This window comes from Bradyrhizobium sp. (assembly GCF_035484855.1).
Taxonomy (GTDB): Bacteria; Pseudomonadota; Alphaproteobacteria; order Rhizobiales; family Xanthobacteraceae; genus Bradyrhizobium.
Genome location: NZ_DATHOP010000171.1, coordinates 24,177 through 50,550 on the forward strand (window position 1 = coordinate 24,177; position 26,374 = coordinate 50,550).

General features: G+C 62.6%; 23 protein-coding genes. 6 read left to right on the top strand and 17 right to left on the bottom strand.

Annotation, left to right across the window (positions count from 1 at the left end; genetic code table 11):
- Positions 1 to 11: 11 nt before the first annotated feature.
- Entirely contained in the window at positions 12 to 1,019 is a 1,008-nt protein-coding gene (locus tag VK804_RS19475; RefSeq protein ID WP_325373224.1) for an ABC transporter substrate-binding protein, read from the bottom strand.
- Between the two features lie 502 nt (positions 1,020 to 1,521).
- Here VK804_RS19475 and VK804_RS19480 point away from each other — a divergent pair.
- Entirely contained in the window at positions 1,522 to 2,316 is a 795-nt protein-coding gene (locus tag VK804_RS19480) for a class II aldolase/adducin family protein (RefSeq protein WP_325373225.1), read from the top strand.
- Between the two features lie 78 nt (positions 2,317 to 2,394).
- Here the strand turns inward: VK804_RS19480 and VK804_RS19485 are convergent, their stop codons facing one another.
- Genes VK804_RS19485 through VK804_RS19505 form a run of 5 tightly spaced genes read right to left on the bottom strand, consistent with a single transcriptional unit; the run spans position 2,395 to position 8,098 of the window.
- Entirely contained in the window at positions 2,395 to 3,366 is a 972-nt protein-coding gene (locus VK804_RS19485; RefSeq protein WP_325373226.1) for a dipeptide ABC transporter ATP-binding protein, read from the bottom strand.
- Positions 3,363 to 4,379: an ABC transporter ATP-binding protein gene (locus VK804_RS19490; protein WP_325373268.1), complete on the bottom strand. Its 1,017-nt coding sequence runs from the start codon at positions 4,377 to 4,379 to the stop codon at positions 3,363 to 3,365. The genes VK804_RS19485 and VK804_RS19490 overlap by 4 nt, the downstream gene beginning before the upstream one ends.
- Before the next feature lie 8 nt (positions 4,380 to 4,387).
- Positions 4,388 to 5,329 carry an ABC transporter permease gene (locus VK804_RS19495; RefSeq protein ID WP_325373228.1) on the bottom strand — a complete coding sequence of 314 codons (942 nt, stop codon included), beginning with the start codon at positions 5,327 to 5,329 and terminating at the stop codon, positions 4,388 to 4,390.
- Positions 5,295 to 6,254, bottom strand: a complete 960-nt coding sequence (locus VK804_RS19500; RefSeq protein ID WP_325373229.1) for an ABC transporter permease — start codon at positions 6,252 to 6,254, stop codon at positions 5,295 to 5,297. Before VK804_RS19500 ends, VK804_RS19495 begins: the two co-directional genes overlap by 35 nt.
- Positions 6,255 to 6,307: 53 nt before the next feature.
- Entirely contained in the window at positions 6,308 to 8,098 is a 1,791-nt protein-coding gene (locus VK804_RS19505; protein WP_325373230.1) for a peptide ABC transporter substrate-binding protein, read from the bottom strand.
- Positions 8,099 to 8,367: 269 nt separating this feature from the next.
- Here VK804_RS19505 and VK804_RS19510 point away from each other — a divergent pair, with 269 nt between their 5' ends.
- The 3 genes from VK804_RS19510 to VK804_RS19520 all read left to right on the top strand — a co-directional run bounded on the left by VK804_RS19510 (position 8,368) and on the right by VK804_RS19520 (position 12,872).
- The gene (locus VK804_RS19510; RefSeq protein ID WP_325373232.1) at positions 8,368 to 9,567 is read left to right on the top strand and encodes an LLM class flavin-dependent oxidoreductase; all 1,200 of its coding nucleotides are present in this window, start codon (positions 8,368 to 8,370) and stop codon (positions 9,565 to 9,567) included.
- Between the two features lie 81 nt (positions 9,568 to 9,648).
- Positions 9,649 to 10,980 (top strand): MFS transporter, encoded by a 1,332-nt coding sequence (locus VK804_RS19515; protein ID WP_325373233.1) that lies wholly within the window; start codon positions 9,649 to 9,651, stop codon positions 10,978 to 10,980.
- A 143-nt stretch (positions 10,981 to 11,123) separates the two neighbouring features.
- The gene (locus VK804_RS19520) at positions 11,124 to 12,872 is read left to right on the top strand and encodes an NAD(P)/FAD-dependent oxidoreductase (protein ID WP_325373235.1); all 1,749 of its coding nucleotides are present in this window, start codon (positions 11,124 to 11,126) and stop codon (positions 12,870 to 12,872) included.
- 13 nt (positions 12,873 to 12,885) lie between these two features.
- Here VK804_RS19520 and VK804_RS19525 read toward each other — a convergent pair whose 3' ends face one another.
- The 9 genes from VK804_RS19525 to VK804_RS19565 all read right to left on the bottom strand — a co-directional run bounded on the left by VK804_RS19525 (position 12,886) and on the right by VK804_RS19565 (position 20,035).
- A complete protein-coding gene (locus tag VK804_RS19525) occupies positions 12,886 to 13,329 on the bottom strand; it encodes a hypothetical protein (RefSeq protein ID WP_325373237.1) in 444 nt (147 codons plus the stop codon).
- The gene (locus VK804_RS19530; protein WP_325373239.1) at positions 13,319 to 14,227 is read right to left on the bottom strand and encodes a DUF692 domain-containing protein; all 909 of its coding nucleotides are present in this window, start codon (positions 14,225 to 14,227) and stop codon (positions 13,319 to 13,321) included. Before VK804_RS19530 ends, VK804_RS19525 begins: the two co-directional genes overlap by 11 nt.
- Positions 14,228 to 14,248: 21 nt before the next feature.
- Complete coding sequence (locus tag VK804_RS19535; protein ID WP_325373241.1) at positions 14,249 to 14,467, bottom strand: hypothetical protein; 219 nt, start codon at positions 14,465 to 14,467, stop codon at positions 14,249 to 14,251.
- A 252-nt stretch (positions 14,468 to 14,719) separates the two neighbouring features.
- Positions 14,720 to 15,172, bottom strand: coding sequence for a RidA family protein (locus tag VK804_RS19540; RefSeq protein WP_325373243.1), 453 nt, complete (start codon positions 15,170 to 15,172; stop codon positions 14,720 to 14,722).
- A gap of 28 nt (positions 15,173 to 15,200) precedes the next feature.
- Positions 15,201 to 16,880 (bottom strand): AMP-binding protein, encoded by a 1,680-nt coding sequence (locus tag VK804_RS19545; protein WP_325373244.1) that lies wholly within the window; start codon positions 16,878 to 16,880, stop codon positions 15,201 to 15,203.
- A gap of 189 nt (positions 16,881 to 17,069) precedes the next feature.
- Positions 17,070 to 17,930: a DMT family transporter gene (locus tag VK804_RS19550; protein WP_325373246.1), complete on the bottom strand. Its 861-nt coding sequence runs from the start codon at positions 17,928 to 17,930 to the stop codon at positions 17,070 to 17,072.
- A 70-nt stretch (positions 17,931 to 18,000) separates the two neighbouring features.
- Positions 18,001 to 18,597 (bottom strand): TetR/AcrR family transcriptional regulator, encoded by a 597-nt coding sequence (locus tag VK804_RS19555; RefSeq protein WP_325373248.1) that lies wholly within the window; start codon positions 18,595 to 18,597, stop codon positions 18,001 to 18,003.
- Between the two features lie 123 nt (positions 18,598 to 18,720).
- Positions 18,721 to 19,539 carry an alpha/beta hydrolase gene (locus tag VK804_RS19560; RefSeq protein WP_325373250.1) on the bottom strand — a complete coding sequence of 273 codons (819 nt, stop codon included), beginning with the start codon at positions 19,537 to 19,539 and terminating at the stop codon, positions 18,721 to 18,723.
- A 4-nt stretch (positions 19,540 to 19,543) separates the two neighbouring features.
- Positions 19,544 to 20,035, bottom strand: coding sequence for a MarR family winged helix-turn-helix transcriptional regulator (locus VK804_RS19565; RefSeq protein ID WP_325373252.1), 492 nt, complete (start codon positions 20,033 to 20,035; stop codon positions 19,544 to 19,546).
- 272 nt (positions 20,036 to 20,307) lie between these two features.
- Between VK804_RS19565 and VK804_RS19570 the strand changes: the two genes are divergently transcribed.
- Complete coding sequence (locus tag VK804_RS19570; RefSeq protein WP_325373254.1) at positions 20,308 to 21,483, top strand: ABC transporter substrate-binding protein; 1,176 nt, start codon at positions 20,308 to 20,310, stop codon at positions 21,481 to 21,483.
- Between the two features lie 24 nt (positions 21,484 to 21,507).
- Entirely contained in the window at positions 21,508 to 21,960 is a 453-nt protein-coding gene (locus VK804_RS19575; protein WP_325373256.1) for a cupin domain-containing protein, read from the top strand.
- Positions 21,961 to 22,238: 278 nt separating this feature from the next.
- Here the strand turns inward: VK804_RS19575 and VK804_RS19580 are convergent, their stop codons facing one another.
- Both VK804_RS19580 and VK804_RS19585 read right to left on the bottom strand, forming a co-directional pair.
- Positions 22,239 to 23,480: a flavin-dependent oxidoreductase gene (locus tag VK804_RS19580; protein WP_325373258.1), complete on the bottom strand. Its 1,242-nt coding sequence runs from the start codon at positions 23,478 to 23,480 to the stop codon at positions 22,239 to 22,241.
- A gap of 52 nt (positions 23,481 to 23,532) precedes the next feature.
- Positions 23,533 to 25,884, bottom strand: coding sequence for a bifunctional salicylyl-CoA 5-hydroxylase/oxidoreductase (locus tag VK804_RS19585; RefSeq protein ID WP_325373260.1), 2,352 nt, complete (start codon positions 25,882 to 25,884; stop codon positions 23,533 to 23,535).
- Positions 25,885 to 26,374: the final 490 nt, after the last annotated feature.

The window sequence follows — 26,374 nt, forward strand, 5'->3', positions numbered from 1 at the left end:
ATCATAGTGCATCAGCGGACCTCGGCGAGATAGCGGTCGACAAAACCTTTTTGCACGCCCTCCATCTGGCCCCAGTCGACGGCCTTGGCGCGGGCGTAATCGCTGTCGGGCAGGAATTTGGCTTTCACGGCTTCCGGCAATTCGATCGGGCGCGCCGGGCGCAGATAGGCGTTGGTCCAGATCGCCTGGCCCTTGTCGGACAACAGATAGTCCAGCACCTTCTCGGCCTTGGCCTTGTCGGGCGCGTTCTTGACGAGGCCGACGACATAGGGGAATACGACGGATCCCTCGCAGGGGATCACGAACTCGAAATTGCCCTTCTCCTGGTATTTCGCGCGATAGGCGTTGAAGTCGTAATCCAGCAGGATCGGCATCTCGCCCGAAACCACGCGGGCGTAAGACGTCTGCTTCGGCACGATCGGATCGTTCTTGCGCAGCTCCTTGAAGAAAGAGATGGCCGGATCGAAATTCGACGCCGAGCCGCCGAGCGCCAGATTGATCGCGACCGCGCCGACATAGCCGACAGCGGCTGATGACGGATCGAGATAGCCGACCATGCCCTTGTAGTCCGGCTTCAGCAGGTCCTTCCAGCAGGCCGGCACCGGCTTGCCGCCGAGCGCGTCCTTGTTGACGAATAGCCCGAGCGTGCCGGAATGGATCGTGGTCCAGTAGCCGTCGGGATCCTTCAGACCCGCCGGCACCTGGTCCCAATGGGCGGGCTTGTAGGGCTCGAGCGCACCCTCCGCCTTGGCCTTCATGCCAAAAGTGACGCCGAAATAGCCGATATCGCCGACCGGGTTGCTCTTCTCGGCCAGGATCTGCGCCAGCGCCTGGCCCGAATTCTTGTTGTCGTGGGGAATATCGTAGTTGAGATCGGCCTTGACCGCCTTGAGCATCGAGGCCCAGTCCGCCCATTCCGGCGGGCAGTTGTAGCAGATCACGTCGGCCGCCTTGGCGGAGTTGAGCGGCGCCAGCAACGACAGCGCCAGCAAGGCGAGGAAAAAACGGACGGTCTTCATGAAATGGGCTCCGGTTTTGAAGGAATTTCCCGGCCGATCGGGACGTCGACATCAACGGCGACCAAGTATAGGCCGCGGATGAAGGATTTGCGACGACGGGGTTTTTGCGCTGCCGCAAAGCTGTGGAGCGGCATCCATCGCTGGATTCGCGAAATAGAATCGTCAGCTTCAGCAGGCGCCGCTGCACCTCTCCCGCTTGCGGGGGAGGTCGGATCGCATCGAAGATGCGATCCGGGTGGGGGAATTCTCTCCGCTTCCGCCGGCGTTCCGGTCGGGCACCCCCACCCCAGCCCTCCCCCGCAAGTGCGCGCAAGTGCGGGAGAGGGAGCGCACCGGCCGGTGTTTGCCTCACTTTGAGGGGTGATCCGCCGACGCGCCCGCGCATTGGCGATGGCTGGGTTGCAGGGATAGAAGCGACGGCGCCTTGCGGTGCAACAGCGGTTGCAGGTATCCTGAGGTTACTGGCAGTCCTGTCGATCACCCGTCCCAACAGAGAAGCTCCATGACCCCTCCCGTCAATTCTCCCGCCATCCGAGCAGTAAAATCGGTCCGCGAACAGGTGAGCGCGGAGGAGTGGCAAACCCGCGTCGATCTCGCCGCCTGCTACCGCCTCACCGCGATGTACGGCATGACCGAGATGATCGCCAACCACATCTCCTGCCGCGTGCCCGGCACCCACGATCACTTCCTCATCAACCCCTATGGGATGCTCTATGAGGAAATCGATGCCTCCTGCCTGATCAAGATCGACCTCGACGGCAACGTGCTGTTCAACGCCTCCGACTATGGCGTCAACGCCGCCGGCTTCGTCATTCACAGCGCCATCCACATGGCCCGCCACGACGTGGATTGCGTCGCGCATACCCACACACCCGCCGGCATGGCGGTCTCGGCGATGGAATGCGGGCTGCTGCCGCTGGCGCAGACCTCGATGCGGTTCCTCCACATCGGATACCACGATTTTGAGGGCATCGCCGACGATGTCGGCGAGCGCGAGCGGCTGGTGCGAGACCTCGGCGACCACGAGGCGATGATACTGCGCAACCACGGCCTGCTGGTGGTCGGACGCACCGTCCCCGCGACTTTCAACATCCTGTATCGCATGGAGCGCGCCTGCGAGGTGCAGGTGATGGCCTTGTCCTGCAATACCAAGCTGGTCTACCCGCCGCAGGACGTACTGGAAGCCACCTTCGACAAGGTCAAGCCGCGCGCGAACCTGCCCAACCGCAACGGCGATCTGGGCTGGCCGGCGCTGTTGCGCAAGCTCGACCGTGTCGATCCGTCGTATCGGCACTAGCGCCTGAGGTCATCGAGACCGCCAACGGATGTCCGCTATCCAGAGATAGCGGACATATTTTTGTTTTTGCGGGCCGCTTCAGCGGAAATGGCAGGCGACCCAATGCCCGTCGGAACTTTGCTTGAGCGCCGGCTTCTCGCTCTTGCATAGCGGAAACTGCGCGATCGGGCAGCGGGTGTGAAAATGACAGCCCGACGGCGGGTGCGTCGGGCTCGGCACCTCGCCGCGCAACCTGACGCGCTGCCGTTTCACCTTCGGGTCGGGAATCGGAACCGCGGAAAGCAGCGCTTCCGTATAGGGGTGCAGAGGCGAGGTATAAAGCTCCCGCGCACTCGCGGTCTCGACGATGCAGCCAAGATACATCACCGCGACGCGCCTGCTGATATGCTCGACGACGGACAGGTCATGGGCGATGAAGAGATAGGCAAGCCCGAACTTCTGCTGCAGGTCTTCCAGAAGATTGATGACCTGGGCCTGGATCGATACATCGAGCGCCGACACCGGCTCATCGCAGATGATCAGCTTTGGTTCGACGGCGAGCGCGCGCGCGATGCCGATGCGCTGGCGTTGCCCCCCGGAGAACTCATGCGGATGACGGCTCAAATGATCGGCCTGCAAACCGACGGTCTCGAGCAGGCTGACGACACGCTCCTCGAACTGCCGCCTGGTGGTGGTCAATTTGTGGATGATCAGGGCTTCGCCGACGATCGCGGCGACGCTCATGCGCGGATTGAGCGACGCATAGGGGTCCTGAAATATGATCTGGATATCGCGGCGCAGGTTGCGAAGCTCGCCGGCATGCAGCGCTCGGACATCCTTGCCCTCAAACTTGATCTCCCCCGAGGTCGGTTCGATCAGGCGAAGCACGCATCGTCCGGTGGTCGATTTGCCGCAGCCGGATTCGCCGACCAGGCCAAGGGTTTCGCCGCGGTCGATATGAAAATCGACACCGCTGACCGCATGGATGCTGCCGGCGTGACCGCTGAACAGGCCGCCCTTGAGCGGGAACTGCTTGGTCAGGCCGCGGACACCGAGCAGAGGTTGATTCATTGCAAGGCCACCGCCTCCGCATGGATGCACGCCACCTTGTGGCCCGGCTCGAGTTCGCGCAACGCCGGCTGCACGCGCCCGCATTCATCCGTCGCAAACCGGCAACGCGGGGCAAAACGGCAGCCGGGAGGCGGGTCCAGCAGCCTGGGCACGACGCCGGCGATGGTTTCCAGACGAGTCTTGCGGAGGATCGTCATGTCGATGCGCGGAATCGAGCGGATCAAGCCCCGGGTATAGGGGTGGCAGGGATTTGCAAACAACCGCTCGACCGATGCCTCCTCGACGACCTTCCCGGCATACATCACCACGACGCGCTGCGCGACCTCGGCCACCACGCCCATGGCATGGGTGATCAGCATGATCGACATCCCGAAGCGGGATTTCATGTCCTGCAGCAGATCCAGGATCTGCGCCTGAATCGTGACGTCGAGCGCCGTCGTCGGTTCGTCGGCGATCAGCAGTTTTGGACGGCACGACAGTGCCATCGCGATCATCACGCGTTGCCGCATTCCCCCGGAGAACTGATGCGGATAATCGTGGACGCGGCGGGCCGGATTCGGAATCTGAACCAGCGCCAGCATGTCGATGGTCCGTTCCAGCACGGCGCGGCGGCTCAGTCCCTCGTGCAGCGCGATCACTTCGCCGATCTGGTCGCCGATGGTGTAGACCGGGTTGAGGGAAGTCATCGGCTCCTGGAACACGATGGCGATTTCGCGGGCGCGGATGCGGTTCATCTCGTCGGCCGGCAACGGCACGATGTCGCGGCCCTGCCACAGGATCTGGCCGCCGGCGATGCGTCCCGGCGGCATCGCGATCAGCTTGAGCACGGACAGTGCCGTGACAGTCTTGCCGCAGCCGGATTCTCCGACCACGCAAACCGTCTCGCCGCGTTCGACGGTGAGATCGACGCCATCCACCGCATGCACGGTGCCGTCGTCGGTCGTAAAATGTGTCTTGAGCCCCCTGATATCGAGCAGCGCGGCTTCGCTTGCGGATTTGCCGTCGAGGTCCATCGCTCGATTCACATGACTTTCCGGGGATCGAGCACATCGCGCAATCCGTCGCCGATGAAATTGATGGCAAGCACGGTCAGGAAGATGGCGCCGCCGGCAAAAAGCGCCCAATGCGGCGCGATGTCGAGATAGTCCTTGGCATCGAACAACAACCGCCCCCAGGTCGGAATATCAGGTGGAAAGCCGAGGCCAAGGAACGACAGCGTCGATTCCGCGATGATCGCCGCCGCGACGTCGATGGTCCCGGCCACGATGACCGGTCCGAGCGAATTCGGCAGGATATGCCTGATCACGAGGCGCGGCGTCGTGGCGCCGAGCGCGCGGGCCGCTTCGACGAATTCCTTCTCGCGCAGCGACAGGAACTGGGCCCGGACCAGCCGCGCCACCGGCATCCAGCGAAAGCCGCCGATCACGAGCACGATCATGATGAAGACGCCGCCCTCGGGGCCGACCAGGCTTTTGAGATAATCCCGGAACAGATAAATCACCAACAACAGCAGCGGCAATTGCGGCAGCGACAGGAACAGGTCGGTGATCCACATCAGCACGGCATCGACGCTGCCGCGGGAAATGCCCGAGATCGCGCCGATCAGCGTGCCGGCGACCATGGCAACCGCCATGGCCGCGAAACCCACCGCCAGCGAAATCCGTCCGCCATAAAGCATGCGCGCCAGCAGATCCTGACCGAGATCGTCGGTACCGAACGGGTGCTGCCATGATGGCGCACTGAGCCGTGCGGTAAAATCGATCTCGTTGATCGGCACGCGCCAGACCAGCGGGCCGAACAAGACGGCCAGGGCGATGGCCGTCAAAATCACCACGCTGGCAACGGCCATGCGATGGCGGCGAAACTTCCGCCACGCCTCGAGCCCCGGCGAAATGCGGCGCCGGCTGCCCTCGCGCGGGAGGACAACGTCAACGGTAGGAGATGCGTGGGTCAAGCCAGCCATAGATGATATCGGCCAAGAGGTTGAAGATGACGACGAGGCAGGCGAATACAAAGGTCACCGCCATGATGACGGGTGTGTCATTGGCGAGGATCGCAGTGATCAGCAGCGAGCCGATGCCCGGAATGCGGAAGATCTGTTCGGTGACGATGGCGCCGCCGAACACCGCGGGCATCTGCAGCGCGACCAGCGTCACCACCGGGATCAACGCATTGCGGACCACGTGCTTGAGGACGACCTTGCCCTCGCTCAGTCCCTTGGAGCGCGCGGTCGTGACGTAGTCGAGCCGGATGACGTCGAGCACCGCGGAGCGCACGTACCTGGTGTAGGACGCCGCCTGAAACAGCCCGAGGACCGAGACCGGCATGATCGCCTGCTTGAAATATTCCCAGTACCAGTGCCAGCCGGTGGCGTCGATATCGACGCGGTAGACGAAAGGCAGCCAGCCGAGATTGACGCTGAAGATCAGGATCAGCAGCAGTCCCGTGAAGAACGTCGGCAGCGAAAACCCGACAAAGGCGAGCGTGTTGGCGATCTGGTCGAAGATCGAATAGGGCCGCATCGCGGCATAGACGCCGACCGGCAGCGCAATCGCCAAAGCGAGGATCTGCGACGAGCCGACGATGAACAACGTGGTGGGGACGCGCTGCAGGATCAGCCGGTCGACGTCGATCCGGCTTGCAAACGAAAAGCCCCAGTCGCCGTGCAACATCGCAACGAGCCAGCGCAGGTAGCGGACGAGGATGGGATCGTCGATGCCGAATTTCACCCGCAGCGCCGCCTGGACCTCGGGCGGAATATTGGCATTGGCGGCGAGCTCGCCAAACGGATCGCCCGGAGCGAGCGCCAGCAGGACGAAAAGAATAAGACTGATGCCGAGCAGACTGGGAAGAGCGATGATCAGGCGCCTGAGAATGTATTTTCCCATCGTCGTCCCGTGATCGCCGGTTCAGATTCTGAGCATCGAAAATCTCACGTCTCTCACGCCTCCCGATACCAGCTCGCCAGCTGCCACAAATCATTGTCCCAGCCGCTGAGATGCGCAGTCAGCTTGCCATTCAGGGCCGTGACCCTGGGCCGATAGACGACGGGTTGGATATAATTGTCGTCGACCACCATGTCGTTGAGCTTGATATAGATCGCCGCCCGCTTCACCGCGTCGAGTTCGCGCTCAGCCTGACGATAGAGCTCGTCATACTCCTTGCTGGTCCAACGGGAGATATTGCGTCCTTGCCATTTATTGGCCTTGGTCGCCACTTCCGCGGTCAGGTACTGGTTCATGAAGATTTGCGGATCGGGCTGCAGCATCGTGGTAGTGAACATCTCTGCATCGCAGTAAAAATGCGTGTAGGTATCGGGATTGGCCGTATCCGACGAGAAAAATACCGATCCCACCACCGACTTGAGTTCGATTTCGATGCCTGCCTTCTGGCACGCCTGCTTGACGATGGCCTGGGTCTTCTGCCGTGGCGCATTGATCGAGGTCTGGAATACGAACTTCAGCGCTTTGCCGTCCTTGGCGCGAACGCCGTCCGTGCCCTTTTTCCAGCCGGCGGCCTCGAGAATCTCGTTGGCTTTCTCGATATTGAACTCGAATTTGGTATTCTTCGATCGGAAACGTTCCGGGTTGTTCAGGAAGTTCGCGGTAGCGACCGCGGTGCGGCCGTAGATGTATTTCTCGATCGAAGCACGATCGATCAGCAGGTTGACGGCCTGGCGCACGGCGGGGTCGCTGAACAGCGGATGTTTGGTCTTGATGCTCGAGCGCTCACCGTCGACCTCGACCGCGGGATCGGTCACGTTGAGGATCATGAACTCGATATTGCCGGTCGCGACGATGCTGACCTTGCCTTTGCCGCCGTTTTCCAACTTGGTCAGAATCTCGTCTTCCACCTGCATGTTCCAGGCGTAATCATATTCGGCGGTTTGCAGCACCGCGCGCGCGGCCGACACCGCGTCGCCGCCGCCCTTGACTTCCAGCGTATCGAAATACGGCCGGTTCGGGACGTGGTAGTCGGGATTGAGCTTGGCGAGCACCGTGTCGCCCGGCTTGAAATCGACGAATAGAAAAGCACCGGTACCGACCGGCTTCAGGTTAGTCGGCGCGTCGCGCGACTTGGCGCCGGTATAATCCGCGAACAGGTGCTTCGGGATGATCATGCCGTTCGCACTGACGAAGGCGTCGGCCCAGAACGGGGTCGGCTTGGCGAAGGTCACGCGTACGGTAAAGTCGTCGATCTTCTCGACCTTGACATCCCTGTAGCTCGCGATCGTGACCGCCGCGGTTTCGGGGTTGCGCGCGTATTCCCAGGTGAACACCACGTCGTCGGCGGTGAACGGGGTTCCGTCATGCCATTTGACGCCCCGTTTCAGCTTCCAGATCACCGAGAGGCCGTCCTCGGTGAGACCGTCGTTTTCCTTGCTCGGAACCTCGGCGGCCAGCACCGGGACCAGATTGCCATCGCCGTCCCACCCTGCCAGAGGTTCGTAGAAGATCCGGGAGCCTTCCTGATCCTTGGTTCCAACGGCGAAATGCGGGTTGAGCAGGGTCACCGCCTGCCAATACAAAAGCTTCAGCGGGCCGCCGCCGCCAGCTTTGGTCGGCTTGTACGGGATCGCGGTTGCAGCCATCGCCACCCCGGACTGGCTCAGCATCATGCCGGCCATCGGCGCCGTCAGGCCAACGGCAATCATCCGCTGGACAAACGTCCGCCGCGACAATCGGCCGGTTTTTACGTCCGCAATCAGGTCTCGAAGTTCCCGCTCTTTCATTGGATCGGCTCCTCGCTGCTGCTGAATGCTTGACTTATCTCTCGATGCCCCCGTCCGTCGCAGAGGCCTGGAGCGACGGAAAATGGATCAGGTTATGACCAGCCTGTCAAAGCAGGATCCGGGCCAACCTTAGTAGGGTTCAGAAGTGCCTGCGCCCGTACCCCGCGGCACGATCCGATAAACCGTTTGGCTCGACGAGCTTTCAGCCCTAACCTCCCAATGAAAATCCGCCGCCAAAGCGGACCCAAGAACTCCCCGGGAAGGGCGCCATGAAGGTTTTCGTCTTTGATCTGCTCGCCTACGGCGAACAACTCGACCATCTCAAGGTCGGCAGCGAGTTGCCCTACCCGCTCTCGAACCGCTATTTCAAGGCCGACGTCGCGGTTCGCACCTATGCCGAGCATCTCGAGGCCTGGGAGGAGATGGATCGGCTCGGCTACGACGGCGTCGGCTTTAACGAGCATCATTGTTCGCCTTACGGGCTGATGAATTCGCCGAACCTGATGGCGGCCGCCGCCGCGCAACGGACGAAGAAGCTGAAGCTCCTGATCTACGGCAATCTGTTGCCGTTGCACGAACCGCTGCGGCTCGCCGAAGAGCTGGCGATGCTCGACTGCCTCTCGAACGGCCGGCTGATCTCGGGCTTCGCGCGCGGCATCCCGCGCGAATACCAGGTGCACAACATTCCGCTGAACGAATCCCGCGCCCGTTACGAAGAGGCCTACGAGATCGTCACCCGAGCCTGGTCGGAGGAAGTGTTCTCCTACTCCGGAAAATTCTGGTCCTACAAGGATGTCGCACTCTGGCCGCGGCCGGTGCAGCAATCTGGCCCCGAGATCTGGATTCCGATCGTGGGCAGCAAGGAATCAATCGAGTTCGCCGGCAAGAAGAATGCGGTTATCACGCCGGGTCTCGCCCGCGGCGGCCTGCAGGAAGACATCATCCGCTTCTTCGCCAAATGCCTCGCCGCCAACGGCCACAAGATTACGCCACATCATCTCTCGATCGCGCTGTCGGCCTATGTCGCAGACAGCAAGGCCGAGGCGGTGCGCGAATTCGCGCCCTATCACCTCTATTTCAACCGCACGCTGTTCAGCCACGGCAATTTTACCGAAACCGCCAAGCAGCGCGACGCCGGTTATGTCTCGCAGACCTCGAACGACTACGTCCGCCCCGAAAACATGAAGGCGGCGGCGGGCCTACGCGAGGACTACCGCAACATGACAATGGCGGATTTCGAACGGCAGGCGGAAAACATGCCGCTCGGCACGGCGAAAGAAGTCACCGAGCGCATCATCGGCGCCGCCGAGGCGGCGGGCGCCAACCAGGTCCAGATCAGCCTCAACCGCGGCGCGCTGCCGCATGAGATGTTCATGGAGCAGATCCGCCGCTTTGCGCGCGACGTGTTGCCGGCCTTGCAGGCCCACGAGGTGCGTCGGGTGCCGCTGGCGGAGGAAGCCGTGGCCTAGCGACCGGCTCTATTTCAATCGCAAGAAGAGTGTCGGCCTTCCGGTAACGACACCACGGCAAGAAATCAGGGGGAGGACACCATGAGCGTCGAAGCGAGATCGCCTGTCGAAGAGGCGCTTGAAACCCAGCCCTTCGGCCCGTTGCAGTTGCGCGTGGTGCTGCTCTGCGCGCTGGTGCAGGCGTTCGACGGTTTCGATCTCGGCACCATCGGGATGGCGGCGCCTTCGCTGTCGAAAGCCTGGGGCGTCGCGCCGCCGCTGTTCACCACGGCGTTCGTGATGTCGAGCGTCGGCATCCTGTTCGGGGCGTTGTCATCCGGCCCGCTCGGTGACCGCTTCGGGCGCAAACCGCTGCTCATCGTCAGCGTCGGCTTCATCGCCGTATTCTCTGTGCTCAGCGCCCTCGCCTGGTCGATTCCCTCGATCACCGCGATGCGGTTCCTGACCGGACTCGGCATCGGCGGCGCGATGCCGGCGACGGTGGCGCTGACCGCGGACTACAGCCCGATCCAGCGGCGCGCCACGCTGATCATGCTGATGTTCTGCGGCAATACGCTCGGCGGTTTTCTCGGCGGGCAGCTGGTGGCGCAGATCCTTCCGATCTATGGCTGGCAGAGCATCTTTCTTGCGGGCGGCGTCCCGCCGCTGCTGCTGATTCCCATTCTGATGTTCTTTCTGCCGGAGTCGCCGCGATTCCTGATCGCCCATCACGTGGATACACCTTCCGCTCGGGAAATCCTGCGGCGGCTCAACATCAGCGCCCAGATGGTGGCATCGAAACTGGTCGATGTCGCGCGCGGCAATCCGGTGCGGCAGCTGTTCACCGGAGGGCTCGCGGTCACAACGCTACTGCTCTGGGTCTCGTTCTTTGCCAACCTGTTGAACCTGTACCTGTTCGGCTATTGGATGCCGACGGTCCTCACCCTCTCCGGCCTGAAGCCGGAGACCGCCGTGTTCTATGCCAGCATGTTCCAGCTTGGCGGAGTTCTGAGCACGCTACTGCTCGGTCCCATGATCGACCGCTTCGGCGCGCCGCGGGTATTGGCCTGCAGTTTCGCCTCGGGCGTCATCTTCATACTCGCGATCGGACTCAATACCTTGCCGGTGCCGTTCATCATGATCCCGATCTTCGGCGCGGGCGCTGCGATCATCGGCAGCCAGCTCGGCGCCAATGCGATGGCAGCAGGCCTCTACCCGGCGCGCATCCGTTCGACCGGGGTCGGCTGGGCGCTGGGCATCGGGCGGCTCGGCGGCATCGCGGGTCCGGCGATCGGCGGCGCCCTGCTGGCGTTCGGCCTGCCGCCGAAACAAATCTTCCTCTGCGCCTGCGGGCCGGCGCTGATCGCCGCCTGCGCCACGCTGCTGCTGACGGTGAAAGCGGCCTCACGTCGCGAAGTGGAGGCGCCGGCGTAAGCGGCGAACCGTCGCGCCTCGAGCGTTTCGGCACTGATATGCGGTGGCCGTCTACCCGTCGAGCCGGCATCACAGTGGACTTCCGGGCCAATCCGGTTAGCCTCCAAGGCTAGGCTGGAACCACTGAGAACACGAGGCGAACCATGAAGGTTAGCGCCGCCACACCACAGCAGCGGCAAAGCGAGGTGGAAACGGCTTTCGACGCGGTTGTCGTCGGCGCCGGTTTTGCCGGAATGTACATGCTGCATCGGCTGCGCGGACTCGGCTTTTCGGCGCGCGTGTTCGAGGCGGGCGGCGGGGTCGGCGGCACCTGGTACTGGAACCGCTATCCGGGCGCGCGTTGCGACGTCGAGAGCATGCAGTACTCGTTCTCCTTCTCGGAGGAGTTGGACCAGGAGTGGAACTGGTCGGAGAAATACGCGCCGCAACCCGAAATCCTCTCCTACGCCAACCATATTGCCGATCGCTTCGATCTTCGCCGGCATATCGTGTTCGACACCCGCGTCGTCAACGCGACGTTCGATGAAGAGGCGAGCCGCTGGCGCATCGAGACCGATCGCGGCGACCGGGTCAGCGCAAAATTCTGCATCATGGCCGTGGGCTGCCTGTCGGCGCCGAACCGCCCGGCCTTCGAGGGCCTGGCCGATTTTCGCGGGCCCGTCTATCACACCGGGCAATGGCCGCACGAAGGTGTCGATTTCACGGGACTGAGGGTCGGCGTGATCGGCACCGGCTCCTCGGCGATCCAGTCGATCCCGATCATCGCGCAGCAGGCCGCGACGCTGACGGTGTTTCAGCGCACGGCGACCTGGTCGGTGCCGGCCTGGAACGAAAAACTGACGCCGGAATATCGGCAGGCGGTCAAGGCCGACTACCCGTCGCTGCGGGCGAAGGCGCGGGCGCGGCCGACCGGCTTCTATTTTCTGTTCAACACCAAGCCCGCGCTGGAGGCCGAGCCCGCGGACCGCGAGAGGGAGTACGAGGAAGCCTGGGCGCGCGGCGGCCTGCCCTTTCTCGGCGCCTACGGCGATCTCCTGTTCGAAAAGGCCGCCAATGACACCATCGCCGACTTTGCGCGCGCCAAGATCCGCAACATCGTGAAGGATCCGGCCACAGCGGAGTTGCTGTGTCCCGAAAATGTTTTCGGCTGCAAGCGCCTCTGCGTCGATACCGGCTACTTCGAGACCTATAACCTGCCGAACGTCAAACTGGTCGACGTCTCGAAATCGCCGATCGAACGCTTCACCGCCGACGGCATCGAAGTCGCTGGCGTCGAATACAAGCTCGACGCCGTCGTTTGCGCCACCGGCTTTGCCGCCATGACCGGCTCGTTCGACAGGATTGCGATCACCGGCCGCAATGGCCTGACGCTTGCGGAAAAGTGGCGCGCCGGGCCGCGCGCCTATCTCGGCATTGCGTCGGCTGGCTTCCCCAATCTGTTCATGATCACCGGGCCCGGCAGCCCTTCCGTGCTGGCCAGCATGATCCAGGCGATCGAGCAGCATGTCGATTGGCTGGCGGACTGCATGGGCCATATGCGCGACATTGGCGCGGCGACCATCGAGCCCAAGGTCAGCGAGGAGGACGCCTGGGTCGAGCATGTCAACGACGTCTCGACGGTATCGCTGCGATCGACCTGCAGCTCCTGGTATGTCGGCACCAACATCCCGGGCCGACCGCGCGTCTTCATGCCCTATATCGGCGGTTTCCCGGTCTATGTGCAGAAATGCAACGAGGTGATGAACGGCGGCTTCGAGGGCTTTGTGCTGGATGGCGCGCAGCACAGCAACGCAGCGCCTGCGGTGCGCTATACCGAGCGCTGGCGGGTGCCGCTCGATATCGACGTCATTTCGCCGGCCGCGGTTGCCGCCCGGCGGGTCCCGATGATCTGACCGGCGGCTGCGTTCACAGCGCTGTCTCGGTGGCCTTCAGGTTCAACCGGACTTTCAGACGTTCCTCGGCGAAGACGGATTGCGCTTGCGGATCGAGATGCAAGCCCTCGGCCATTTTCTTCTCGATGAAGCTGCAGAACCGGTCGCATTCCAGATAGAAGTGCACGGTCGTGTTCGGGTAGAGCGCGGAATATTCGGTCAGCAGCGGTCCGAGACGTGCGCCGAGCGCGTTGCACAGGCCATAGAGATTTTGCGCCAGCGGCGCGAGCCGGTTCGAACGATACAGCATGCAATTCAGCGCCATGCCGGGCTGATTGACCATGTCGACGAGGCGCCGATGCTCGCGCGCCGACAGATCGTATCGCCGCATCAGCTCCTGCGGGTCGGCGCGTGCCTGCCGGCAGAAGTCCGGTGATGCGACAAGATCGGCGAGCGCCTGCTGGAATTCAAGCAACACGGCTTTGTGTCCTCGAGGCGAGCCGATCCGCCAGCTGGTGCATCCGTTCCAATTCCTCCACAATGCCCTGCATGCCGAGTTTCTCGAAATAGGATTCGTGGAATTCAAACACGATCGCGCGGAGATTTTCAAAGCGCGGTCCGAACTCGTAGGCCCATTCCCAGACTTCGGGCGGCGTCAGGCCGGAATGGGAGTCGGTATAGAAGCCGGCGAGTTCATCGCCGCCGGCGATGTGTATTTCCTCGACGCAGGCTGGATTGATCTCCTCGAGATACTGGCGCGACGACAGCACGCCATTCTGCTGGCCGACATACAGGTTATGCAGATCGAGCAGCGTGCCACAGTCGGCTTCCGAGTAAAGCCGGTTGAGGAACTGCGGTTCGCTCATGTCGCTGTCGGGCACCGGCGTGAACACGGCGGTGTTTTCCATCAGCATCCGGCAGCCGAGCATCGGCTTCAATATCACCAGCTTGCGGCGAATGATCTCGAAACTCTCTTCATCGAAGGCGACCGGCAGCCCCAGGCCGGCTTGGGCGTTGGGAACGCTGCCATGCGCCACCAGGAACATGCTCAAATGTTCGCTGAACCACTGAAACTCCAGCTCGCGCGCGAGCAAGGCGACTTCTTCGGCCATCGCGAGGTCGAGCGGGATGGCGCTCGGCAGCGACAGACCGATGCAGTGGCCGCCGAGAACGCGCCCGGCGGCGCATTGCTTGAGTTCCTCGATCGCACCGGTGACGCGCCGAAACCGCCTGCCACCGGCCTCGCCGAATTCGAAATCATACCAGAGCCGATCGGGTATGACGTCGATATATTCGACGAGATCCGGCGCATGGGCGACGACGGCCGGCACCACCGGGTTGTTGAGCAACCCGACCAGAGCTCTTTCGATTTTCATGCGGAATACGTTCGGCTGAGACTAAAGCTCGACCTGAACGGCCTCCTGAAACACGCTCTCGATCAACACGTTTATCCTGCCCGAAAGACAGGTGCAGCCGGTGTGCGGCCGAACGATATTTTGCACAATATGGTCAGTGAGCCGTGCCAATTCCGGCTCCGTGATCTTTGTCGGCAGCGACACGCGAACCAGCGTGGGCTGTTCCATGTTGTTGATATGAAGTGATGCGGTTCTTGCCATATCCGACCTCCCTGAAAATACGCGGAATGTGACGGTAAGCAGCGAGAGCTTATAGCCCGAAACCGGCATCGAGAAAAGCAAATTCCCGTACACGATGCTTTTTAATAAATTGCAACCCAATAACGATTGCAGGATTTGCCTCAACTTTCCGCGTCGATCAGGGGTTCGAAGATGCGAGAACGGCGAAATCAAGGCACGCCTTGTCGCTGATGATGTTGAAGAATCCGAAAAGCAGTTGGCCTTGCGCCGATCCTAGCGCGGCACTACCGCGGTCGCCTCGATCTCGACCCGCGCCGCCTGTTCGACCAGGCGCACCACCTGGACCAGCGCCATCGCCGGATAATGCGCGCCGAAAATGTCGCGGTAGATTTGGCCAAGCGCCTTCAGGTTCGAAAGATACTCTTCCATGTCGACGACATACCATGTCAGCCGAACCAGATGCTCGGGCCTGGCGCCGCCCTCGCCAAGGATCGCCGAAATGTTGCCGAGCGTTTGGCGAACCTGCGCCGCAAAACCGTCCGGCAGGTGTCCGTGATGATCCCAGCCGATCACGCCGCCGGTCACCACCAGCCTGCCGTCGGCGGCCATGCCGTTGGCATAACCCTTCGGCATCGGCCAGCCGCTCGGCTGCAGGACTTGCGGGGTAGAACTCTCGTCCTTGGCCTTCGGCAACACAGCAAGCGTGGGCGCAGTTGGCGTGCTCACGAACCGTTCTCCATCACGTCAGTTGCATTCATTCCGCGGCCATCCCGGCCGAGTCACCGCCTTCCTGCGCCATCTGGCGCAGCGCATATCGCTTCAACTTGCCGGTCTCGGTCTTCGGCAATTGCGCGACGAATTCGATCGCGCGCGGATATTTGTAAGGCGCGATCTCGCGCTTGACGTGGTCCTGCAATTCGGTCGCCAGCCGCTCGTCAGCCTCGATCCCGGCGGCTGCGACCACATAGGCCTTGACGATCATGCCGCGCGCCTCATCGGGCGCCCCGACCACGCCGCATTCGGCGACGGCCGGATGCGTCAGCAAGGCTGCTTCGATCTCGGGACCTGCGATATTGTAGCCGGAAGAAACGATCATGTCGTCCGAGCGGGCGACGAAAGAGAAGCGCCCCTGCTCGTCGCAAACGAAAGTATCGCCGGTCAAATTCCAGCCGTCGCGTACATAATTCGATTGCCTGCCATCGGCGAGATAGCGGCATCCGGTGGGACCGCGAACCGCAAGCCTGCCGGCGGTACCCGCCGGCAATTCATTCATGTCGGCGTCGAGGATCTTTGCCTCATAACCCGAAACCGGACGGCCGGTCTTTCCGGCAAAGGCATCGCCGACCCGATTGGTGATGAAGATATGCAGCAATTCGGTCGAGCCGATGCCGTCGAGGATCGGTTTTCCAGTCTTTCTGGTCCAGCTTTCGAACACCGGTGCCGGCAGCGTTTCGCCCGCCGAGACCGCAAGCCGCAACGATGACAAATCCGCACCCTTGTCCATCGCGGCCATCATCGCCCGATAGGCGGTCGGCGAGGTGAAGCAGATCGTCGCCTTGTAGGTCTCGATGATCCTGACCATCTCGGGAGGTGCCGCGTTTTCCAGAAGCGTCGCGGTCGCGCCGAACCGCAGCGGGAAGATCGCCAGCCCCCCAAGTCCGAACGTGAACGCCAGCGGCGGCGAGCCGACGAAGACATCGTCCGGCGTGACGTTGAGGACCTCGCGCGCGTAGCCATCGGCGACGATCAGGAGATCGCGATGGAAATGCATCGTCGCCTTCGGCTCGCCCGTGGTACCGGAGGTAAATCCCAATAGCGCGACGTCGTCGCGGCCAGTCTTGACGGCGTCAAACCGCACCGGCTTGTTCAGCGCCACCCGGTCGAGTTCGGCGTCATGGTTCGAGGTGCCGTCGAAATTCACCACCTGTTTCAGGAACCGGCTGGTTTTGGCGCAGGCGACCAGTTCGTCGGCGATCCGGCTATCGGTCAGCGCCAACGCGATTTCGGCCTTGTCGACGATTTTCGTCAGCTCGCCGGCGCGCAGCATCGGCATGGTGTTGACGACGACGGCGCCGGCCTTGGTCGCCGCAAGCCATGCCGCGACCAGCGCCGGATTGTTGCCCGAGCGGATCAGCACGCGGTTGCCGGGCTTGACGCCGTAATTCTCCACCAGCGCATGCGCCAGCCGGTTCGACCAGTCCGCCAGTTCCTTGTAGGTGCGCTGGCGGCCGTTGCCGATCAGCGCGATGCGATCGCCGAGCCCCTTCTCGACGATGCGGTCGGTCAATTCGACCGCGGCGTTGAGATATTCAGGGTACTGAAACTCAGGCCGGTCGAGCCGCAATTCCGGCCACTGATCCGGCGGCGGCAGATTCCGCCGCGAGAAATCATCGACGTGGCCCGATGGACCAAGCTTCTGGATTGCATCCGACATTTGCATTTGCCCCGGTTTTGGGATGAGGCCGCCCGGCATCGCTTTAGTCCTAAACATTTTACACTTAAAGCAATTGGACGCAAGAGCCGGGGCCGCGGCCGTTCACGCTTTTTCAGGCGCCGGCGCATGACCGAACGGTGGGGCCCGTTCGTGCCAAACCCGGAAGTCGCCACGACACGACTTCCAAGCTCATATTGGCCGAGCGGTCGATCTTACTTGTGTGATGGCGACGCCGGAGATCGCGAGCAGCCCACCGACAATCAACTTTGGGGTCATGGGATCGCCAAGGAACAACACGCTCGAAGTCAACGCGAACACCGGCAGCAGCAGGCCGAAGGGTGCGACGCGGCCCATGGAGCAGCGGGCGATCAGCCAGAACCAAAGGCCAAAGCCGACAATTCCTCCGATGAAAATTGTGTATGCGAGTGCCAGCCAACCACGTTCATCCGAGGTGACAAGGCTCGCCAGCTGTCCATGTTCGAGGAGCAACGATATCGACATGACCTGCGGCACAGTGAGCAGCGACGACCACCCCATCAACATCAGGGCATCAAAAGGGCCGTAGCGCTTCGTCAAGACGTTGGACACCGCGAACGCGAAGGCGGCCCCGACCACAAGCAGCAGCGGAAGCGCGTTTGCCGACAGGCCGGGTCCCGCCGCCAACACGACCACGCCGACGAATGCAAGCACCACTCCGGCGGACGTGGTCAGAGACGGCCTCTCCGCGAGCAGCGGCCACGCTAACAGGACGGTGAAGGGCGTGGCGAGTTGATATGCGACGGCCGACATGCTTCCCGAGCCGAGCCCCAGGCCGACATAGAAGAGCCCGAAGTTCAGTCCACCAAGGAAAGCTGAAATAACCGCGATAGGGCCGAACTGTCGACGTGCGGGACTTTTGACGAAGGGAATGAGCAGCAGCGCGATGGCGAGAAAGCGCAGTGCAAGGAAGAAGAGAGGCGGAAACTCCATCACGCCCACTTTGATGGCGACGAACTGATAACCCCAGAGCAAGGGGACAGCCACCGCGCAGATGATCTGGAGGGCAGACATGGCGTTCTTCCTTTCAAGACCATTCGGTCTAGATATCGACGCGCGAACAATCGAGGAGCCCATGGGTTGTCTACCTGATGAAGCGATCGAGAAGGGCGTCAACGGCGGCTTGCGACGTGATCCGTGTCGGTGCCGTCTTGCCGACCACTCGCAGCCCCTCGACGAAACAGACGAGAATCCGGGCGGCACTTAAGGACTCGACACCATCGGCCAGCTTGCCCGCCGCCTTCGCACGGGAAAGCGCATCAGCCACTTTGGCCTCCATGGTTTTGAAAAAGCTTCCGATGCGACGATCAACTTCAGCATCATGGCCCGCCAGTTCCATGGCTGTGGCCACCAGCAGGCATCCGCGCCGTCCATTGGCGCCGCTGGTGCGGTCGACGTAGCCGGCAAGGTAGGTCCGCAGGCCATCGACCGGCTCTTTGCCGGGGTCGAGTTCGATATCCAACCGCGTCAGGGCATCGGCAATGTAGCGATCAAGCGCGCGCAGGAAGAGCGAGTGTTTGTCACCGAAAGCGGCGTAAAGGCTGCCACGCGAGAGCTTCGTCGCACGAAGAAGGTCCGGTAGCGCCGTGGCGTGATACCCGCGCGACCAGAACACACCCATCGCACGTTCGACAGCGGCTTCCGTGTCGAAAGTCCGGGGGCGGCCGCGGGCCGACTGCATTGGGGTTTGGCGGCTCATCGTTCATATATAGACCGATTGGTCTATATTGCAAGAGGCCGCTTTGGATCATTCGCGTCGTCTTTGGGCTCGACTGGCAATTTCACTGAAGCGAAGTCGCCAGTCTCACCGCCCCGCCAATTGCTTCAGTCGCGCCACCATCGGCGAGAACGGGTCGGCCAGCGGAGCAACCGCGGTAAAATGGTTGGCGCCGGCGACGACCCCGAAGCGCGTCGCAAGACCGGCTGCGCCCCAGGCATCGACCATCGTCCGGCTCTGCCGAAAATATTCGGCAGGCTCGCTTTCGCCAACCAGCGCATCGAGACTTCCGTGCGACGGCGCGTTCCAGAACAGCGGGCTCACGGCCCGCGCCGTTGCCTGATCGAGATGCAACGCCTTGTTGATGGAGGTTTCGACCAGCGGCACGAGATCGAACAGGCCGGAAATCGTATAGGCCGCGATGACGAGATTTTCCGGCAGCGACGGATCAAATTTCCGCCAGTCGGTCGCCAGCATGCAGGCGGCGAGATGGCCGCCTGCGGAATGGCCTGACATGACGAGCGGCTGCCCGAGCCGCGCCAGTTCGCGCGTGGCTTGGCGCATCTCGCCGACGATCCCCTCGACGCTGACGTTGGGGCAGAGATCGTAGCTTGGGATCGCGACGGCTATCCCGTGCGCATTCAGGCCTGCCGCGAGATGGCTGGAAGACGAGCCGTCGAGCGCCTGCCAGTAGCCGCCGTGGATGAAGACGACGATCGGACCGTCGCTGCCGCCGGGAAACAAATCGATGACATGGCGCCCGCCCGGGCCATAGCGGATCAGGCGCGGCGGATGCTGTTCGCGATAGGCTGCCGCATCCCTCGCCCAGCCGGCCATGATTTCAGGATTTTCCGGAACCCGCGCCCGGTTGTTGTATTCGACCTCGTAGTCGACGGTGGCGCCCAAGGCTTTAGGCCCGCTTCTGCGCGGACTTTTGCGCCGAGCCCTTGGTCTTGGCGAGTAGCCGCATCAACTCGCGGACATCCTTCGGCGTCAGCTCCGAAAACAGGTCGGCGATCCAGGTCTCGTGCTCTGCCGCCATCCGGCGAAACTCGGCGCGGCCGATTTTCGTCAGCCGGATCACCTGGACGCGGCGGTCGGTATCCGAGGTGCGGCGGTCCAGATGGCCTGATTCAACCAGGCGCTCGACCAGGCCGGTAACGTTGCCGTTAGAAACCATCATCCGCTTCGAGACATCCGACAGCGTCATGCCATCGGCTACCTTGTCGAGCTGCGCCATCAGGTCGAAGCGCGGCAGCGTGACTTCGAACCGCGCGCGGAGCCGGCTGCGCACCTCGCCCTCGATCAAAGTGGTGCAGGTCAACAGCCGCAGCCACAGCCTGAGCTCGTTGCCGTGATCCTCCGGGAGTTCGACGGCCTTGGTCTCGGAATCGAGGGTCATGATGCAGTCATATCCGCTTGGAGCCGGCGACTGCCGGCTCCCGGCCGTTGTTTTGACCTTCAAATAATTCAGCTGTCGCCGCAAGTCAAAACGCCGCCGCCGGCGGGGCTCGCGGCTTTTTCCGGATTTCTTTAGGTTTCAAACAATTGGCGCGCCGCTTGCATGCCGCCGTCGCGGCGGGACAGCCGGTTTCGCCGCTTGCCTTGCGGCGACGGCCATCATCAGAATAAGCTTGAGCTCAAGATCCCCGGATTTGTCGTGCGGAGAGTGTCATGAAACAGCAGCTGAAGTTGGCCGTCCCTGCATTTTTCCTCTGCATCGCGGCCGGTCAGGCGCTTGCTGAGGAAAAACTCAAGATCGGCGTGATCGTCACCCTGTCGGGTCCGGCAGCCGCGCTCGGCCAGCAGGTCCGCGACGGCTTTGCGCTCGCCATCAAGGACCTCGGCGGCAAAATGGCGGGCCGCGAGGTCGAGGTGATCGCGGTCGATGACGAACTCAAGCCCGACGTCGCCGTCACCAAGGTCAAGGGCCTGCTCGAGCGTGACAAGGTCGATTTCGTGGTCGGGCCGATCTTCTCCAACGTGCTGCAGGCGATCCACAAGCCGGTGACCGATACGAAAACTTTTTTGATCAGCCCGAACGCCGGCCCGTCGAGCTACGCCGGCAAGAACTGCAGCCCGTTCTTCTTTGTCACCTCCTACCAGAACGATCAGGTGCACGAGATCCTCGGCAAGGTCGCCCAAGACCGCGGCTACAAGCGCGTCTATGTGATGGTGCCGAACTATCAGGCCGGCAAGGATTCGGCTGCCGGCTTCAAGCTCGACTACAAGGGCGAGATCGTCGAGGAGAGCTACGTGCCCTTGGGCACGCTGGATTTCCAGGTCGAATTGTCCAAGATCGCCTCGCTGAAGCCCGACGCCGTCTTCACCTTCATGCCGGGCGGCATGGGCGTGAGCCTGGTCAAACAGTACAAGCAGGCCGGCCTTGCCGACCAGATTCCGGTGCTGTCGGCCTTCACGGTGGATGAATCGACATTGCCGGCGCAGCAGGATGCCGCGGTCGGCATGTTCGGCGGCGCCGACTGGGCGCCCAATCTCGACAATCCCGCGAGCAAGAAATTCGTCGCCGGCTATGAGGCTGCCTACAACAGCGTGCCCGGCACCTATGCCATGCAGGCCTATGACGCGGCGCTGTTGATCGACAGCGCGGTCAAGGCGGTCAAGGGCGATCTCACCAACAAGGAAGCCGTGTCGGCCGCCCTGAAGAAGGCCGACTTCGCCTCGCTGCGCGGCGGTTTTAAATTCAACAGCAACGGCTATCCGATCCAGGATTTTTACCTGACCAAGGTCGCCAAGCGGCCGGACGGCAAATTCCAGACCGAGATCGTGCAAAAAGTGTTCGAGAATTACGGCGACCGTTATGCCAAGGAATGCACGCCGGGCAATTAAGCAATCCAGGGAAGGAGACAGGGCATGAAAGAAGAGATCGCCGGCATCACGCGCGCCAATGATGGCATCCAGGGCATCTCCTGGAACATCCTCGGCCAGACCTATGTGCCGAAGAGCCGCACCGAGCATTCGTTTTCATGGCATGCGACGTTTCCGCCCGGCACCTTCGTGCCGCCGCACATCCACCCCGACCAGGACGAATATCTCTACATTCTGGAAGGCAAGCTCGACTTCATGCTCGACGGCGCCGACGAATCGGCTACTCCCGGCGATCTCGTGCGGCTGCCGATGGGCAAGCCGCACGGCATCTTCAACAAGTCGCAGCAGAATGCGAAGACGCTGTTCTGGGTGTCGCCGACGCGAAGGCTTTACGACCTGTTCTGGGCCATCCACAACATGAAGCAGCAGAATCCCGAGGACGTGGTCCGGCTCGCCGCCGAGCACAACATCCACTTCCTGCCGCCGCCGCCGCCGTAAGCTCGCTCGCGTTCGTCGCCGTCATCCTGAGGTGCTCGCCGCCTTCGGCGAGCCTCGAAGGATGATTGGCTTGTGTGCCCGTGAATCATCCTTCGAGGCGCGCGAGAGCGCGCACCTCAGGATGACGGCGGTGCGTGACGCGGCAATTGATGGGCACGGCGCAAGGGTGCCTTATCTGCCCTATGCTTAAAGATATTGAGGAGGGTACGGCCTCATCCCGAGAACCCGCGCTCTTGCGCGGCATCTCGAACGATGAAGGCCCGGACGGAAATACAGCCTTACTGCCTCGCCACCACACGCGCGGCAAAGCCCGCCTTGGCCGCGTAGCCGCGCACGATCGCCTCGCGGGCTTCATAGTTGAGAATAGTTTCGACGTCGGTAAAGCCCTGCGGCGCGAGCTGCTCGACGGCATCGATCACGCCCTCGGGGCCGCCGCGGCGGTTGGACGCGACGATGTCGGCCGTCATCGGCAACCGCTGGCGCTCATAGGCCATCAACGCCTGGCGCGGATGTTCCGACCGCGCCAGCGCGTCCGCCAGACAGCGCGCGTCGAGGATCGCCTGCGAGGCGCCATTCGACCCCACCGGATACATCGGATGCGCGGCATCGCCGAGCAGGGTGACGCGGCCGCTGGACCAATAAGGTAGCGGATCACGGTCGCAGCAGGGATATTCCCAGAATTCCGGCGTCGCACTGACAAGGGCCGCGAAATCGACCTGGGGAATCGAGAACCCCGACACATAGGGCATCATTTCCTCGCGCCGGCCGAGGTTCGACCAGTCCTCGCGGCGCGGCGGCGGCGAGGAGCCGTCGCCGATCCGGACCAGCACCGCCCAATTGGTCAGGCGGCTTGCCGGGCTCGAGCCTTCCGCGATCGGGTAAACCACGGCCTTGGCGTTCAGGCCGCCGGCGATGATCATGGAGCGTCCGGTCAAAAATACCGGCCAGTCGGTGGCGCCGCGCCACAGCATCAGGCCGTTCCAGCAGGGCGGTCCTTCCTCGGCAAACAGCGTCTCCCGCACCTTGGAGTGGATGCCGTCGGCGCCGATCAGGATGTCGCCGCGCACGGTGTGCACATGCGCGCCGCCGCGGTCGAAGAAGTAGGCGGTGACGCCGCCCTCGTCCTGCGTGAACGAGCCGAGCCGGCAACCGGTGTGGATGGCGTCTGCGCCCAGCCGCTCGATCACGGCCTGATGAATGACGCCCTGCAGCCGGCCGCGATGGATCGAGAATTGCGGCACGTCATGACCGGCATCGAGCCCGCGCTTCTCGTGCCAGACCTGCTGGCCATGCCGGGTCAGGTAAAACAGCTCGTGGGTGCGGATCGCAACCTCATCGAGCCGGTCCAAAAGGCCGATCGCCGCCAGTTCGCGAATGGCGTGCGGCAAGGTGTTGATGCCGACGCCGAGTTCGCGAATCGTATCCGACTGTTCGAACAATTCGCTGTCGATGCCACGCGCCCGCAGCATCAGCGCGGTGGTGAGGCCACCGATACCGCCGCCGACGATAATCGCCTTCATCGTCAACTCCACTCAAACGCGACTGCCTTGGGCCTTAAACTCGCATAGGCGGTCACTCCGCCGCAAGCGGCTTTGTCGCCTCCGCCTTCAGCTCGGCCCGGGTCTTCGGTTTAGCCTTAATTCTGAGATCCTCGAAATCCTGCCGGTCGCGCACGCTGTTGCGGAAAATCTGGTCCTTGCCGGGCAGATATTGCGGCGGGCAGAACACGCCTCCCGCGCCGTACCAGGCCGCGGCCTTCAGCGTGAACGAGGGATCGACCAGATGCGGCCGTCCCAGCGCTACGAGGTCGGCGCGGCCGGCGGCGAGGATGGTGTTGACCTGATCCGCAGTGGTGATGTTGCCGACGCACATGGTGGCGACGCGCGCCTCGTTGCGGACCTGCTCGGAGAACGGCGTCTGGAACATGCGGCCGTAGACCGGCTGCGCGTCGCGCACGGTCTGCCCGGTGGAAACATCGACCAGGTCGACGCCGGCTTCGGCAAAGGCGCGCGCGATTTCCACCGCATCGTCGCCGGTGATGCCGCCCTCGGCCCAGTCGGTCGCGGAAATGCGCACCGACATCGGCTTGTGCGCGGGCCATGCGGTGCGCAAGGCTTCGAACACTTCCAGCGGAAAGCGCATCCGATTGACCAGCGATCCGCCGTATTCGTCGGTGCGCCGGTTGGTGAGCGGCGAGATGAAACTCGCCAGCAGATAGCCGTGGGCACAATGCAGCTCCAGCATGTCGAAGCCGCAGGCCTCGCCCCGCTCGGCCGCCTGGACGAACGACGCCTTGACCTTATCCATCGCCGCGTGGTCCATTTCGCGCGGCACCTGGCTGTCGGGGAAATAGGGAATCGGCGAGGCCGAGATGACGTCCCAGCCGCCCTCTTCCAGTGGACGGTCCATGCCGTCCCACATCAATTTGGTAGCGCCCTTGCGGCCGGCATGGCCGAGCTGCAGAGCGATTTTCACCGCCGAATTGGCATGGACGAAATCGACGATCCGCCGCCACGCGGCCTGCTGCTCGTCGTTCCAGAGCCCGGCGCAGCCGGGCGTGATGCGGGCAGCGCGGGAGACGCAGGTCATCTCAGTGAAGATCAGCCCGGCGCCGCCGATCGCGCGCGAACCGTAATGCACCAGATGGAAATCGCCGGGCACGCCATCCTTCGCCGAATACATGCACATCGGCGACACCACGGCGCGATTGTTCAATTCCATCTCGCGCAACCGCAGCGGCTGGAACATCGGCGCATTGGGTTTTGCGACATCGACGTCGAATCCCCTGGCGCGGACCTGTCTGGCAAAGGCCTTGTCGACCTCCGCGACGAAATCCGGCGCGCGCAGGGTCAGGTTGTCATAGGTAATCGCCTTCGCGCGGGTCATGACGCCGAAGGCGAATTGCACGGGATCGAAATCCCAGAACCGGTCGACATGCTCGAACCAGACCAGCGAGACGTCGGCGGCGTGCTGGGTTTTTTCCACCTCCTCGCGGCGGCCTTCCTCGTATTGCTTCAACGCGGCCTCGATCGTCGGCGCGCGCTGCATGGCGTCCGCCAGCGCGATCGCATCCTCCATCGCAAGCTTGGTGCCGGAACCGATCGAGAAATGCGCGGTCGCCTTGGCATCGCCCAACAGCACCATGTTATCCCTAACCCAGCGCTTGCTGCGGATCATCGGGAAATTGCGCCACATCGAGCGGTTGATCAGGAGCGGATGGCCCTCGAGGAACCAGCCGAAAATCTGCGCCATCCGGTCGGCGGACTGTTTTTCGCTCAGTCCTTCCAGTCCGGCGCGCCGGAAGGTCGCGGGATCCGTTTCAAAAATCCATGTCGAGCGCCCGGCTTCGTATTGATAGGCGTGTGCGATGAACGGGCCCCACTCGGTCTCCTGGAAGATGAAGGTGAAGGCATCGAGCGGCCGGGTCGAGCCCATCCAGGCGAACTTGTTGGAGCGAAGGTCGATCTCCGGCTGGAAGTGTTCGATATATTTCTCGCGGAAACGGCTGTTGATGCCGTCCGCCAATACCACGAGATCGGCATCGGCAAAGCGCGCTTCGTCCTCGATGTCGGCCTCGAACAGCAACGCGACGCCGAGTTCGCGCGCCCGCCCCTGCAGGATCAGCAATAACGTGCGACGCGAGCAGCCGCAGAAGCCGTTGCCGCCGACGCGGTGCACGGTGCCGCGGAAGTGCACGGCGATATCGTCCCAATAGGCGAATTGCTGGGTGATACGACGATAGCTCGGGGCGTCGTATTTCTCGAAATTGTCCAGCGTCGCGTCCGAGAACACCACGCCGAAACCAAAGGTGTCGTCGGCGCGGTTGCGCTCATAGACCGTGATCTCGGCCTCGGGGCGCTGCTTCTTCAACAGGATCGCGGCATAGAGCCCGGCCGGACCACCGCCGATGATCGCGATCTTCATGGCAAACCTCCGGCACCCCTGTCAGAGCAATCGAATTATTTTAAGCCTAAAGGATTTGCGCGGCAAGGGCCAGCTGGATTCCGTGAAGCCGTTCCGGGGAGATAGGCCATGAAATGCCGCCAAACCAGACGGGTCCCGGCCGACGCCGACCTACGGTATCCCAATACGTTAATGTTTTTTAGATTTTTTTTTCTGAATTAGAGAATTTTTGCTTGACTTGATTCTGGGCCGGCATTATCTATCCGGCATCCCGCCCCACCAAAGGGGCGTTGCGCAACGTCAACAACGCGGGGCGGGATGCGGTGGACGCGGATGGTGCTCTTGACGAAGGCACTTGAAGCGGACGGAGAAGACGTGTGGTTCTGGCACCCCGACGCTGGTGTCAAGTCTGCGAGAAGGAGCGCAGGCGACGGTGGCCAACAAGCCCGGAGCACCGGGAAGAGCACGTTATAATCCGTAAAACCATTGCGTGGGGAATGCCGGGTGATTC